Below are 13,068 nucleotides of genomic sequence, written 5' to 3' on the forward strand. Positions count from 1 at the left end.
TATTCCAGTCTGATAAAAATTGATTGAAATCAAGAAATATCGGCGGGTATGTGGCGTATTTTGTGACCATACAACCACAATTTATGTATTTGCTACTGCCTTATCCCTTATGCAAAAACTTTACATCAGCCTCCTTCTTGTTTTCCTCTGCGCTGCGGGCGTGAAGGCGCAATACATCACGATTTGGAAGACAGACAACCCCGGTTCCAGTACCGATCACCAGATTCTTATCCCCGCAACCGGCACTAATTACAGTATCACCTGGCAGGAGGTTGGAAACCTCGCAAATAGTGGTGCAGAGACCGCATCAGGATATCATACGCTCACTTTTCCCAATCCCGGGATTTATGAGGTGAGTATTTCACCTGGCAGCGGGACCTTCACAAAAATTCAATTCGATAGCCAAAACGACAATGCCAAGCTCCTGGAAATCAAGCAGTGGGGTGATATCCAGTGGGAAAATATGGACCGGGCATACTCCCGTTGCACCAATATGCGCATTACCGCAAGCGATATCCCCAATCTACAAAATGTAACTTCTACCTACGGAATGTTCAGCTATTGCAGCTCGATCACCACCATTCCCGGAATCAACAGCTGGGACGTCAGTTCTGTGACCGAAATGGATGGGATGTTTGGCTTCACGAGCTGGAATGAACCAATCAACAATTGGGATGTCAGCAATGTAATCTATATGGGAGGCATGTTTCATGGTTCGCAGTTTAATCAACCGATCGGGAACTGGGACGTGAGCAAGGTGACGGACATGTCATCGATGTTCGCAGAAGCAAAAGATTTCAACCAACCGCTCAACACCTGGGATGTAAGCAGTGTGACGAACATGTATTCCATGTTCAACGCAGCGACAAGCTTTAACCAGCCACTGGATAACTGGAATGTTAGCCAGGTCACCAATACAATTCAGATGTTCGAGAGGGCGAGCGCATTTAACGGTACTATCGGCAGCTGGAACACAGGCAACGTATGGGAAATGAGCAGAATGTTTAAAGAGGCCACCAGTTTTAATCAATCCCTGGATAACTGGGATGTCGGCCAGGTTACTGACATGGCCGAGATGTTTTATGGCGCCAGCGCTTTTAATGGTGCAATTGGCAGTTGGAATGTTGGTAATGTGCAAATTATGCACGCGATGTTTGGTGATGCGTCATCGTTTAATCAGCCTATTAATAATTGGGACGTAAGCCAGGTGGAAGATATGTCGTTAATGTTTTCCAACGCCACTGCATTTAACCAGCCACTCAGCAACTGGTCGCTGGCGAATTCGCCCAATATGTTTGAGACACTGGCATTTACGGGAATTGATTGCGTAAATATGTCTCTTACACTGGAAGGATGGGCTGCAAATCCCAACACTTCTGATAATATCCTGATGGGCGCGCAAGGCGTTGATTACGGCACCTCTGCCGCCCAGGCACTTGAAACGCTCCAGAATGCCAAAGGCTGGATGATCGAGATTGGTGAAGAAGTGGAATGCGCTGCACTGGAAGTTTCGCTGATCAGCTTTGATGCGAAAAGTAGCAATGGCATAATCCGGCTTGAATGGTCCACAGCTTCGGAAACTGACAATGACTATTTTGAAGTGGAGCGGCTTGACAGGTCCCGCAAATGGGTGCCGATCGGGCGCGTTAAAGGGGCGGGGACAGCGACGTCGGTACAAAAATATCTGCTGGACGACTTGGACCCGATGGACGGTACAGCTTACTACCGATTAAAAATCGTAGATTTTAACGGAAAAACCGACTATTCCAGCATTCAGGCGATCACCCTGAAAACCGGCTCTGTGATACATATCTTCCCTAATCCGACAAGCGATTTTATCACCATATCAGGAAAAGACAATGGATACCTGAGAATCTTTAATACTTCGGGTAAGCAAATGGCGCAGGTAAAGAAAACTTCTGAGACAATCCTTATTCCCGTCAATGAGCTACCAATCGGAATTTATATGATCAAATCGGACTCTGGCTGGTTCTCGAAATTTGTGAAAGAATAGTTTTGAGCGTATTATCAAAAATGCTATTCAATAGTGATAATCTTATGGTATCGCTCGCTTGTTTTATCAACTTCTTTTATAAACACCTCATACTTTCCCGTTGGAACTTCTTTGGTAATGTTAAAAAGCGAGAAAGGGATGAAGGAATCCGTTTTACCGGAAAAGGGCAATTCGAAAGTTTCTCCCGTAGCCACATTTTTTAATAGCATAATTATGTTGCTCTTGTAACCTCCATCGCGCAGATCTGCAATAATCGGTTCACTTTTCTTGAAGGTTGTAACAGCCTTGTAAAGTGTGACTTCGCCCAAAACAGCATTTTTTTCATTTGAGAGAGTAGCTAGACTTGGCTGTCTGCTGTCTTTTTTGATTTCGAGGATATTGCGGTTGTAATTCCAATAAGATGGCATTTCCTTGCCATCAATAAAAAGTACCGCCTCGTAGTTCCCGCTTGGGAAAGAAGCTGGGATATCATGTTTTAAGCTGAGATGGCTATTAGGGGATAGTTCCAGCCGCACTGGTGCAGTGAAATCGTTTCTGAGCTCCATGATATACTGATGTTCCGGCAAGAGGTTATAGCCGAGATAGCTGATACCGCTTGAAGTATCCATGCTGACCGACGTAAAGGGTAATATTTGAACAACCGGCTTTCCATATTTCAAAACAAGCGCATCCGGAATAATTACTTTTCGATTTTGTTTCTGCACCGTGAGTTCGTACTCTCCGGCCTCCATTGCTGCGGGGATCATGGCAAAGAGATCATTGTTAGGGTTTTCAAGATAGTATGCCCCGCGCGAAGTGGTCACGATGCCAGTTTTCTTGTTTTTAATAAAAATATCAACGTCAGTAAGCCATTCATTTTTTTCAGTAATCGTTTCCGCAGTCCCTAGGTTTTGGACAGGTATGTATATAAATGTTTCCGTCCCGTCTAGCGTTTCTTCGTAGTCTTTGCCGGTCGAAGGAGCGGTCAGTGGGATTGTCGGATCGACGTATAAATAAAAGTTGCCCAAGTAAACTTTGCTATTCTTATTGTAGACGGTAAATTCAAGGCTACCCGTTTTCGAAAAGTTCAGCTTCATTTCTGCCGGGTTATATTCGTTCATGGCACCGTCCAGAATGACAAGATCTTCCATCATCTTGATCCTGACAGTCATCTCGTCACCTTTTGGATATGCCTTCGGCAATGTTATCACGATCCGATTGTGGTGCGGCCCATTTTCTTCAATCGTGGCGAAACGGATATTTTCCTGAGGAACATTGTCAATCGCAAAAGAAAGTAAACCGGTTGGAAGACTCCGGGTCAATATCTCGGGAGCAGGCGCGTCATCTTTCTTTTTGCAGGCAACCAATAAAATAAGTAGCAGAAGCGGGTAAAGGTGACGCACAGGATTTTGGAGTTAAGTGAAGGTATAGCGGAAGTTACATAGATTTTCGTTTCCAGTAATATTTAGTTTATAGTATCATACAATCATGAGTTGTGCAACAACCACGGGCGCTTTGTACAACTTGTAGCTATTCATCTCCCCATACAAAAAACCGCTTCTCAATTTTTTTATACCAGTTGGCCGTTCTCATATACTTTTGATACCGATGGCCAACAACTTACTTCCATTCCATTACAATTCACATAGCCTTTTCTGCATTTGAACAGGATTCTTGTTCTTGCCCAACATCTTGTCTGCCAATTTTGCATTGCCTTGAAAGCATGCTGCGGGAACGTGTATCCGCTGAACTTTCAGGATACATTATCAAAAATCACCAGCCATGAAATTCAAAACGACGTTTTTAAGCGCAGGCCTGCTCATCGGCCTGATCGCCTGCCAGCAAAGTCAGGAATCCTCTGATTCCCCGGAAAAGGCAACGCTCACATTAACCTTTAACGGCAAAACCAAAACGTATAGAGATGCTAGTATTTCCGAAGGAAAGCTCGGATCAATCGTCAGCATCGGTATTACTGCTGGCTCAACCGGGGATGACTATCTCTCGCTGACCGCGTTTGGTGACCAGGCGGGAACGTATCCTTACAAACAGGACATCGGAAACTACACCCAGGTAAGCCAGGTTGAATACAAAATTGACGGGACGGTGTTCAACAACTACTTCACGCAGATCTGCCCGGACAAATCCGGCTACTCCTCTTCAAAGGGCGAAATTAAAATCACTGAATATACGCCCGGCAAACGTGCAAAAGGCACATTCTCCGGAGCATTGTTCGATGCCAACAATCCGGAGGAGTGTAACCCGGACAGCGCTGCTTTCAGCGGCGAGTTTGATATAACTGTTAATTGAGGATTCGGATTTTTTCACTAATGTTATGAAAAACTACGTTATCTGGCTTGGGCTTCTGGTCCTGGCGCCCGGCATATCATCCGCCCAAAAACTGCGTTTGGGCTATTTTGGAGAAACAATCACGCATTACGGCTTAAAAGGCGCTTATGAAGTACCTTTGGCAGGCTCGGTATCCTCCCGCAATGCGGCAAAACGCCTTTTATATGGCTCACTCGGCATTGCCGGTTACAGGCATCCCCAAAACCATGTTGGCATGATTCTCTCTCCTGAAATTGGTTTCCGAAGGATTGGGAAAAGAGGCGCGCTTTTTGAATTTGCCATTGCCCCATCATACTTCCGCTATTTCCTCGAAGGCCGCACGTTCGAAGCTACATCCGACGGCGACTTCGAGCGGGTTCGCTTCGCAGGAGGCAATGCCTTCTTGCCCACGGTTTCAATCGGCGTCGGTCACGACTTATCAGTCCGTAAAAAGGTGCCGCTCGCATGGTACGTGAGGCTGAACGTCATGCAGCAGCGCCCTTACAACACTTCTAATCTGGTGCGCTTTGCCCTGGAAGCTGGAACATTAATCCCCCTCAAAAAACGATGAGAATACTAACTAGACTACTGGCGATCTGCCTGATAGCCGGACTGACCAGCTGTAAGGACAAGGACGCCAAGCCACGCGAAGATCAGACGCTGTTTTTGCGTCATAAGGGCGCGGATATGCCCATTTGGGTAAAGGGAAACAGCCAGGCCAAAAAAATTGTGCTTTTCGTCCACGGCGGGCCGGGCGACTGCGCGATGTGTTACCGCTATTACCTGAAAGACCTCGAAGAAGATGTGATGATGGCATACTGGGACCAGCGCGTGGCCGGTGCTTCCTCGGGCAAAGTAGACCCTGCTACCCTGCGTTACGGGCAGTTTGGTGAAGATATGCAGCTGGTGATCAGGCTGCTGAAAAAGCAATATCCCGATACCGAAGTGTACCTGCTCGCGCACAGCTTTGGCGTGGAGCTTGCATGGCAGTATTTAACCACCGGCAACAACCAGCAGCAGGTGGCTGGCGCCATGATGGTGAATGGAATGTATTCCTATTACCACTGGCTTTACCAAGTGCGCGAATGGGCATTGAAACAGGCGAAAGAAAAAGGCAACACCCAAGCCGAAGATTTTCTAACGGCTAATCCGGTCACTCCGCAAAACACCCAAACTGTCGATTGGGAAGGCATTTACCGCTGGATGCACAAGCTGGACGGCAACCCTGTCTCGCTTTATTCGGATAAAAAATATGTCATCAATTATGCCTTCGGCTCACCCAACACAGCGCTGGCACAGTTCACCCACAGCAAAGCATACGGCTACTACGGGGATATTGAAAGCAAGACATTTGAGAAAGGTGATCTGCTTAAAAACGTCACTGTCCCGATCGGTCTCTTCTGGGGTGCAAAAGACGGGATCGTGCCGGTAGAGATCGGCCGGCAGAGCCGCACGCTGCTTACAAACAGCCAGGTAACCTGGACGACCTTCGAAGAGTCATGGCACGAGCCGTTCATCACCCAGACGGCCGATTTTGGAAACGCGGTGCGAGCGTTTGTGAAGTGATTGAGCCACTCTTTACAAATTTGGTCAACACTTTACCATCATCCACAAATGACATCAACCAACCAAAAAGCATTAAAAGAAGCGTTCCGGCAGAAGAAATTCAGGATAGGCGTGTTTCAACTTCGCAACCTGACCAATCAGAAGATCCTCATTGGAAGCAATGTAAACCTGGATGCGTACTGGAACAGAATGCGAAGCGAGCTAAAATTGGGCGCGTTTCGAAATGCTGAGTTGCAACAGGAATGGAATGAGTTCGGTGAGACGAGCTTTGCATTTGAAATACTGGCTGAAATTCAGCAGGACGAATCGCAAGCACGCAACTACGCCCGCGAAGCAAAAGAGCTTGAAAAGCTGCACGTCGACGAGCTTCAACCATTTGGTGAGCGCGGGTATCATTTCAAAAAAATTTAGTCCGATATGTCTTACAATTTGCTTGTGCATCCACTGGAAATAGAATTTGTTTCCGGTCAGGGACTTGAAACAACCTATCCGGTGCTGATTGAGAACGGCCCGCAAAAAATCCTGGTTGACACTGGCTATGCCGGCTCCGCTGCATTGATTGAAAAGGCGCTTGGCGCACTGGGGACCGGATTTGATCAAATAACCGACATTGTGATAACACACCATGATCTGGACCATGTCGGCGGATTGCATGAAATATGTGAGCAGCATCCGCGCATCCGCGTCCATGCATCCGCACAGGAGGCGCAATTCATCAATGGCTCATGCAAAGCGCCCCGACTTGTGCAAGCCGAATCCATGTTCGGTTCACTGCCGCCTTCCGACAGAGAATGGGCGCGTGCATTTCAATCGCAGCTCGAAGACATCCGGCCCGTGCCCGTTCACCACATTTTACAAGAGCACCCGGAACGTTTAGCAGGCATTCAAATCATCCCAACACCCGGTCATACCCCAGGGCACATCTCACTATATCTGCCTGAGCAAATGACATTGATTGCCGGCGACGCGGTGGTATATGTGAATGGAAAACTCGATATCGCCAACCCAGCATTTACGCTAGACCTGCCGGAAGCAGTCAATTCGGTGAAAAAGATTGCAAACCTACGCGTAACGCAGCTGATTTGTTTTCATGGCGGCGTGGTCGAAAACTCACAGCCACTACTCGGAGAAATGTTGGGAGGTTATAGATAGTCTATTAGCATGAAAACAATTGCGAATACTTGGAGGAATGAGTTGGGAATCAACTGTGACCTACTACCACAGAAATGCTGTAACCTTTATTTCTAGTCCAAGTCTCTACATGTCAACAATCAATATACGACCAGCCCATTTAGAGGACAAAATTGCATTACAAATGTTGTACAAGCGAACCATAGACTACGCTTGTACAAACGATTATGACCAGCAACAGCGCGACGCCTGGAAACGAGGCACAGAAAATGAATCACGATGGGATCAAGCGATAAGCGAACAGTTCTTTGTAATTGCGGAAATGGATCGCGAGATAGTCGGCTTCGGCTCCCTGAAAAACGGATGTTACATAGACTTTATGTATACTGACTCACGCCACTTGCGCAAGGGTATCGGCTTAGCCATTTACAAGCAGCTGGAAGCACAAGCAATAGATCGGGGCACCCAGGTGCTGACAGCTGACGTTAGCAAAACAGCACGGCCGTTTTTTGAAAAGCAGGGCTTCTCTATCATTCGAGAAAATCACAATTTGATTCGAGGAGTCCTGATTACCAACTACCACATGCAAAAGAAGTCAATCGGCGACGCAGGCTTTCCCACCAGCCGCTAAATAGATTTGTGTTGCCACGCAAGGGCAGTTTGGCTATGCTCAAACACGACGGTCAGTCCGGTCTCGACGCCTTCAAATCCCGCCCCTTCGATTTGTGCGTGCTCGATATCAAAATGCCAAAAAAAGACGGTTTCACGCTCGCTGAGGAAATCAAGCAGATCGACGAAACCATACCGATCATTTTTAATTATATCCTGAGTCCAAAACCTATCCTTAAAGTGCCGAAGTGTATTGGTATGTCTGGTGAATCACTAAGTAAGTTTCGCCCCATGGCTCCAAAAATATCGACATACACACGCTTAAAGATGGATTGCTGATAACCTAGTGAAAGTCCTGGCCCAAAGTGTTGCTTGGATTGATAATGTCCCCACCTTGTTGTAGCATACCTAAGGAATTCAACATGTGGCGCAAAATATATTCCTGATAAATTGTTACCCCCGGTACCTTTCCGGATGTTCCGCTTTTGCAAGGCATAGAACCGAAATTGAACAATTGGTTGCAGTTGGTAAGAGTAATCAAATATTTCATTGCCATCAGCTTTGTAGCTTCTACGAAACTCCTTCCGAAAATCTGAAAATACCTGGGCATTGACAGAAAAGGGGCTTTGTCCGAATTTGCGCTCATAAGCGAATGCCGTCGTCAATTGAATTTTCCTCAATGACAATTCCAGACTTGGAAGGGACACCTTCCATTGTTTAAGGACGAACTGTTCACAGTTTAATATTTCACACAAAGGGGAACGGCTGGTGCGTTTCCAGTCGCCGATGGCCAACCCGATGTTGGTACGAGTGGTTATGGCCAGTTCCGTTGTTTGATCACCCGCTAACCATTCATTAGCCTGATAGTAACCATTTTGGTATGTCTGACGAAACAGGCCAACTGCAAATTCAAATCTCCCCTGACTTAAAAATCTGCGTTGTAGTCCGAACTCGATCCCCATCCTGGATAATTTAAAACGCCTCCAGTCATATCGGATCCGATGCTCATAGACTGCTGATAGAAAATTGCCGGTGAAATTGTTGGCACTTTTTTCCTGACTGATCCTTTTGGCCATATCGAAATACCATTTCCCTTGAACGTTTGCGACGAATGTACCAGCAAATTTAGGCGTGTAGTTATAGGGATTGGTAACCCCAATATTTACACCGATTGAGGCCGCAGGTAATATTTTAAACTCATAGCCGATCTCATAAGTAAGGTTCCTGACTTCGGAGCTATAAAATCTACTAAGATTGTCAGGATAAAACCCCAACCCAAACTTCAACATATGCCGGGTGGGCACTTTTGTCATGAAGATATTTTCGTATCTGTCAATGAACCGCTGCTTGGTAAGTGTGTCGGTTTCCTGGCTAAAAGTCACTTTGATTGTATCTTGGGAATACACTAATGGTGCTGCCAAGGAAAAAAAAAGTACGATTATATGGTTTCTCATTGACGGCTGGTGTTTTACACACAAGAGGTAATGTTATAATACTACCCGTTGTTACAAGGTGGATAAAAACCACCTGAATGGTTGTATGGGCTCGTTTAAGTTTTAAAAATATCCGGATCTTTGAGCGCTAATCAAACGTCTGTGATAAATTCAGCATAAAAGAAACGCGAAACGCAATCCAGAGTGAGTAGAATGCCCGCTGCTTGGGTGCATGCTAAATAAAGGCTGGCACAAAATCGAGCCAGTTTCTGAGCTACTACCGGAGCACACAAAAAAGGGCTAGAAAAAATCCTAGCCCGTCGATAGCAGCGTATCGATTCTTTGAACTTTCAATTAGCTAATCGCCTTTTTTGTGCTTGTGTGGTTTCAAAGAAGGCGTGTTGCCCGGGGATTCCTTATTGTCCCGTTGGCGCTTGTCAGGCTCTTTTGTTGAGTCTGCAACTTTTTTAGGTCCTGGCTTAATTCCCATAGCTACATGTATGTTATGTTACAATCAAGCACATTAAACAAAAAAGCATGCCATTGCTTATTGCAGGATGATCGGGCTATGAGCAATTAGGACGATCCGGCTATCAGCAATACCGACTTAGATCATAAATCCTTTATCTGATGGGTCAGCCTTTACCCACTCATCAAAATCAATCCTGCTCTCGTTTTGCTCTCTCGTAACTTTTGAAGCTTAAACCAAACATGATAATACAAAATTTTCTTAAATAGTACGTTTAATTCCGTTTGCAGATACGTACCCTCTTCTTGCCAAAAAATCTCTTTATGAAAACTGACTAGCTGTCGACGCCATTCCGTAGCATACGCCTCGCCTGAACTGATGTTATTTTACATATTCTGCTCTGCACTAAACTGATATGAAGATATTATTCTCGATCCTTCTCATTTTATTTGGCTGGTCGGCAGCTTGTTCACAGGCACTGTACAGCAGATCATTTGGGAATCCGAAACACCAGCCAATCATATTTTTACACGGTGGGCCAGGAAGCAGCAGTGTTTACTTTGAAGCTACAACCGCAAAGTTACTTGCCGATAAGGGATTTTTTGTGATCATTTATGATCGACGGGGAGAAGGCCGCTCAAAGGATAGTACTGCCAAATTGAATTTTAATGAAGCATTCGCTGATTTGAGTGGCATTTATAAAAAGTACAACCTAAGGTATGCCAGTCTGATCGGATTTAGCTTCGGCGGTTTGATAGCAACTCAATATGCTCAAATGCATCCTGGCATGGTCAGGGCAGTTGTGTTATGCAGTGCACTAATATCTCAGCAGAAATCGTATGAGACGATATTGAGCAAAACAAGGACGATTTATGAGCAAAGAAAGGACACGACAAATTTGAACGAACTAACCGCCATTGCTCAACTTAATCCTCGGTCTTTTGCATACCGTACATTGGTTTTCAGACATGCGTCGGCAAATGGCTTTTTCACACTTTCGGATCCTGATCACTTAGCAAAACGTATTTACGCCACTTATAAAACGGATACACTAATTAATAGCTATCTGAGAAATGAATCGGCAGTACATACATTTTGGCAGAATGAGAATCAAGTTAATATTGATGTGACGCCTATCCTAAATAGTTTGAGAAATGCAAACATGCCTATATTCGCATTATACGGGAAACAAGACGGACTTTATTCCGATGAGCAAGTAAGTGGATTGAAATACCTGATTGGTAATTCAAATGTTAAATACCTTGATCGATGTTCCCACACTGTCTTCATTGATCAACAGTCGTTGTTTCTGTCAGCGCTAAGCACATGGCTCAAAAAAGCTAAGTAAGACTGCCAGCGGAAATCTCTACATACGTAGCCCCGATAGACCTCTTACTGTCTTACAAATCCCTGGTTATTTGAGACAAGTGCTAATTGTCAAGTTTCCAGCGCGTATGCGTGACCTTAATCGTGTTTCTGAATTGGAAGCCGGTGCCGCAAATCTTCCGATCGAGGACCCAAGAACTTTTATCCAGCGCAAACAGCAATAATTATGTCAGAAAACGGGCATTATTTGATACCAGGGTAAAGTAAGTTCTTCATCTATGACGGGCCTAGGTTACTTACGATTAAAAGGCTCTATGGCGGTATTGATTAAATCGGCAGATTTTTGAGTTCCGATTAGAAATTTGCTGCCGTTATTCAGTTCAAGTGCGATCCCTTTATTTCCAGAAACATTATTGACTGTCCCATATTTACTGCTAAACCTCCATCCATAACCTACAAAACTGTAAGTTGTAAATTGGATTGATTTTATTTCTTGCCAAGAAATGGTTTTAGCCTTTTTGGGGAACGGAAGCCAGACAAAATGCACCCCTTCTTCGCTTATCGTGCTGACTAACCTAACATTGAATGCATAGATTACTAACAAGATGATTGCTGGAAAAAGCGCGATTAATAGATTGAATATCAACTCTACTGGGCCAAAAGCGTTTTCATTTAGTATAGAAATCGTTAAGTCTCCAACTAAAATCACTTCGATCAAAATCAAAATAACAACCATCCAAACTGGTCTAAACTTTTGTTCTTCTTGGAATACTATCGGCTTCATAACGGCTCTATTCTGTTTTGAGTCAAAGCGGTGCGAGTCAGTTTAACAAATTCCCATACGGTACCGACGATCACTACTATTCCTATTCCCCCAAGCCATAAATATAGCGCGGTAAAATGTTTTACTCGCCCAGAAGTTGGCAAAAAGGCCCTCCCGCTGGCAGAATCTAAGCAGGCCTCAATCGTATCCACCCCCAAAACCCCTTACATCCTCTTGTTCTGTGTTCCGTCATTTAGCATAAAATGAGTTTGACGTGGTTCCTTTTTGGTTTACACTTCTTGCTGGTTAGTAATTGATTTTATTTCTGTTTAACCAGTTTTTCGGTAGTATTCAGTTTCGAATGCTACGGGGTTTCGGTAATTTAAAGAGGAATGTAACCTCCGGGTGTTATAATACCCGTCGATGTATTCAAAAAGTACGGATCTCAATACCTCGAGGTTGATATATCCTCCTTTGGGAATACTCAGTTCGGCCTTTAATCGACTCCACAATGACTCCGCACAGGCATTGTCGTAGGGATCGTCAGCTCGCGACATGCTTTGTTTCAATCTGAAAGTTTTGACTACTTGCTTCATTCTACGTGACAGATATTGACCTCCCCGGTCAGAATGAATTATTAGACCAGGCTTAATTCCTCGCTTCAACAGCGCTTTTTCCAATGGCTCCCTCACCAGATTTTCCTGCATATTCTCATCAAGCTTCCAACTGACAATCTGGCGAGAGAACAGATCCATCCAGATACACAAATATGCCCATTTACCACCTTTTAGTGGCATGTAGGTAATATCCGACACCCATATCGCATCGGGGTGATCCGGCTTTGGCTGATCGAGAAGCAGATTATCGCAAATCCGTTTGCCGTGTTTACTGTCAGTAGTCCTTGGAATGAATCTGGGAGGCTGGATCGCTTTCAAACCCTCTCTTCGCATGATTTCAACCACCTTTCGACGGCCGATTCTGATGCCTTTTTGCTTCAAGGATTTGTCCCGTCCTGATATAGGTTGACACAATCAAAGTCAACTAATGGAAGAACAAGACTTTAAGTGTTACAAGAAGCGTACTCAGAAAGATTACAGTTTGGCCTTCAAACTATCGATTGTGGATGCAGTCGAAAAAGGTGAGTTGACCTACAAGCAAGCCCAGCTCCGGCATGGCATTCAGGGAAGGAGTACTGTTTTGGTTTGGCTCAGAAAACATGGTAGATTAGATTGGAAAGAATCTGAAACCATGAAAAAAGACACACCCAATAAAAAGATCCGGGAACTGGAAAGGAAGCTGAAACGGCTTGAACAGGAAAAACATGTGCTTAATACGGCCATCGATATTGCTGACAGCCAGTTTGGTACCGACATCAGAAAAAAGTATTTGAGCCTGTTGTCAGAAGCTGCGGATCAGGCTCAAAAAGAGAGCGGCTCCCCGTCGGATTCGTAGC

At 45.0% G+C, this 13,068-nt stretch carries 13 protein-coding genes and 1 pseudogene; 10 read left to right on the forward strand and 4 right to left on the reverse strand.

Annotation, left to right across the window (positions count from 1 at the left end):
- The first annotated feature begins 19 nt into the window (after nucleotides 1–19).
- A complete protein-coding gene (locus DFER_RS29160) occupies nucleotides 20–2,014 on the forward strand; it encodes a BspA family leucine-rich repeat surface protein (RefSeq protein ID WP_187293448.1) in 1,995 nt (664 codons plus the stop codon).
- A 23-nt stretch (nucleotides 2,015–2,037) separates the two neighbouring features.
- On the opposite strand, the gene DFER_RS09215 is transcribed toward DFER_RS29160, so the two are convergent.
- Complete coding sequence (locus DFER_RS09215) at nucleotides 2,038–3,396, reverse strand: hypothetical protein (RefSeq protein ID WP_143828703.1); 1,359 nt, start codon at nucleotides 3,394–3,396, stop codon at nucleotides 2,038–2,040.
- A 379-nt stretch (nucleotides 3,397–3,775) separates the two neighbouring features.
- On the opposite strand from DFER_RS09215, the gene DFER_RS09220 reads away from it, so the two are divergent.
- From DFER_RS09220 to DFER_RS30530, 7 genes and pseudogenes are all read left to right on the forward strand, one after another.
- The gene (locus tag DFER_RS09220; RefSeq protein ID WP_015811359.1) at nucleotides 3,776–4,300 is read left to right on the forward strand and encodes a hypothetical protein; all 525 of its coding nucleotides are present in this window, start codon (nucleotides 3,776–3,778) and stop codon (nucleotides 4,298–4,300) included.
- 25 nt (nucleotides 4,301–4,325) lie between these two features.
- Nucleotides 4,326–4,889: a hypothetical protein gene (locus DFER_RS09225; RefSeq protein WP_015811360.1), complete on the forward strand. Its 564-nt coding sequence runs from the start codon at nucleotides 4,326–4,328 to the stop codon at nucleotides 4,887–4,889.
- A complete protein-coding gene (locus DFER_RS09230) occupies nucleotides 4,886–5,884 on the forward strand; it encodes an alpha/beta fold hydrolase (RefSeq protein WP_015811361.1) in 999 nt (332 codons plus the stop codon). The genes DFER_RS09225 and DFER_RS09230 overlap by 4 nt, the downstream gene beginning before the upstream one ends.
- A gap of 48 nt (nucleotides 5,885–5,932) precedes the next feature.
- On the forward strand, nucleotides 5,933–6,295 hold the full coding sequence (locus DFER_RS09235) for a GIY-YIG nuclease family protein (protein ID WP_015811362.1): 363 nt from the start codon (nucleotides 5,933–5,935) through the stop codon (nucleotides 6,293–6,295).
- 6 nt (nucleotides 6,296–6,301) lie between these two features.
- Nucleotides 6,302–7,036 carry an MBL fold metallo-hydrolase gene (locus DFER_RS09240; RefSeq protein WP_015811363.1) on the forward strand — a complete coding sequence of 245 codons (735 nt, stop codon included), beginning with the start codon at nucleotides 6,302–6,304 and terminating at the stop codon, nucleotides 7,034–7,036.
- Nucleotides 7,037–7,145: 109 nt separating this feature from the next.
- A complete protein-coding gene (locus DFER_RS09245; protein WP_015811364.1) occupies nucleotides 7,146–7,646 on the forward strand; it encodes a GNAT family N-acetyltransferase in 501 nt (166 codons plus the stop codon).
- Between the two features lie 35 nt (nucleotides 7,647–7,681).
- Nucleotides 7,682–7,771 (forward strand): annotated as a pseudogene (locus tag DFER_RS30530) (DNA-binding response regulator); the annotation flags it as partial.
- Nucleotides 7,772–7,833: 62 nt separating this feature from the next.
- Here DFER_RS30530 and DFER_RS09250 read toward each other — a convergent pair.
- Nucleotides 7,834–9,078, reverse strand: a complete 1,245-nt coding sequence (locus DFER_RS09250) for a hypothetical protein (protein ID WP_015811365.1) — start codon at nucleotides 9,076–9,078, stop codon at nucleotides 7,834–7,836.
- Nucleotides 9,079–9,941: 863 nt separating this feature from the next.
- Between DFER_RS09250 and DFER_RS09255 the strand changes: the two genes are divergently transcribed.
- Nucleotides 9,942–10,874 (forward strand): alpha/beta fold hydrolase, encoded by a 933-nt coding sequence (locus DFER_RS09255; protein WP_015811366.1) that lies wholly within the window; start codon nucleotides 9,942–9,944, stop codon nucleotides 10,872–10,874.
- A 270-nt stretch (nucleotides 10,875–11,144) separates the two neighbouring features.
- On the opposite strand, the gene DFER_RS09260 is transcribed toward DFER_RS09255, so the two are convergent.
- Complete coding sequence (locus tag DFER_RS09260) at nucleotides 11,145–11,636, reverse strand: hypothetical protein (RefSeq protein WP_015811367.1); 492 nt, start codon at nucleotides 11,634–11,636, stop codon at nucleotides 11,145–11,147.
- A 308-nt stretch (nucleotides 11,637–11,944) separates the two neighbouring features.
- Nucleotides 11,945–12,613 (reverse strand): IS3 family transposase, encoded by a 669-nt coding sequence (locus DFER_RS09265; RefSeq protein WP_015811368.1) that lies wholly within the window; start codon nucleotides 12,611–12,613, stop codon nucleotides 11,945–11,947.
- A gap of 46 nt (nucleotides 12,614–12,659) precedes the next feature.
- Between DFER_RS09265 and DFER_RS09270 the strand changes: the two genes are divergently transcribed.
- Nucleotides 12,660–13,067: an IS3 family transposase gene (locus DFER_RS09270; protein WP_015811369.1), complete on the forward strand. Its 408-nt coding sequence runs from the start codon at nucleotides 12,660–12,662 to the stop codon at nucleotides 13,065–13,067.
- The last annotated feature ends 1 nt before the right edge of the window (nucleotide 13,068 follow it).

Source organism: Dyadobacter fermentans DSM 18053, from assembly GCF_000023125.1.
In the GTDB taxonomy this organism is placed as follows: Bacteria; Bacteroidota; Bacteroidia; order Cytophagales; family Spirosomataceae; genus Dyadobacter; species Dyadobacter fermentans.

Bases quoted from the DNA above. Each gene is read 5' to 3' on its own strand.
- DFER_RS09220 (WP_015811359.1), top strand. From the start codon at position 3,776: ATGAAATTCAAAACGACGTTTTTAAGCGCAGGCCTGCTCATCGGCCTG.
- DFER_RS09225 (WP_015811360.1), top strand. From the start codon at position 4,326: ATGAAAAACTACGTTATCTGGCTTGGGCTTCTGGTCCTGGCGCCCGGC.
- DFER_RS09230 (WP_015811361.1), top strand. From the start codon at position 4,886: ATGAGAATACTAACTAGACTACTGGCGATCTGCCTGATAGCCGGACTG.
- DFER_RS09235 (WP_015811362.1), top strand. From the start codon at position 5,933: ATGACATCAACCAACCAAAAAGCATTAAAAGAAGCGTTCCGGCAGAAG.
- DFER_RS09240 (WP_015811363.1), top strand. From the start codon at position 6,302: ATGTCTTACAATTTGCTTGTGCATCCACTGGAAATAGAATTTGTTTCC.
- DFER_RS09245 (WP_015811364.1), top strand. From the start codon at position 7,146: ATGTCAACAATCAATATACGACCAGCCCATTTAGAGGACAAAATTGCA.
- DFER_RS09250 (WP_015811365.1), bottom strand. From the start codon at position 9,078: ATGAGAAACCATATAATCGTACTTTTTTTTTCCTTGGCAGCACCATTA.
- DFER_RS09255 (WP_015811366.1), top strand. From the start codon at position 9,942: ATGAAGATATTATTCTCGATCCTTCTCATTTTATTTGGCTGGTCGGCA.
- DFER_RS09260 (WP_015811367.1), bottom strand. From the start codon at position 11,636: ATGAAGCCGATAGTATTCCAAGAAGAACAAAAGTTTAGACCAGTTTGG.
- DFER_RS09270 (WP_015811369.1), top strand. From the start codon at position 12,660: ATGGAAGAACAAGACTTTAAGTGTTACAAGAAGCGTACTCAGAAAGAT.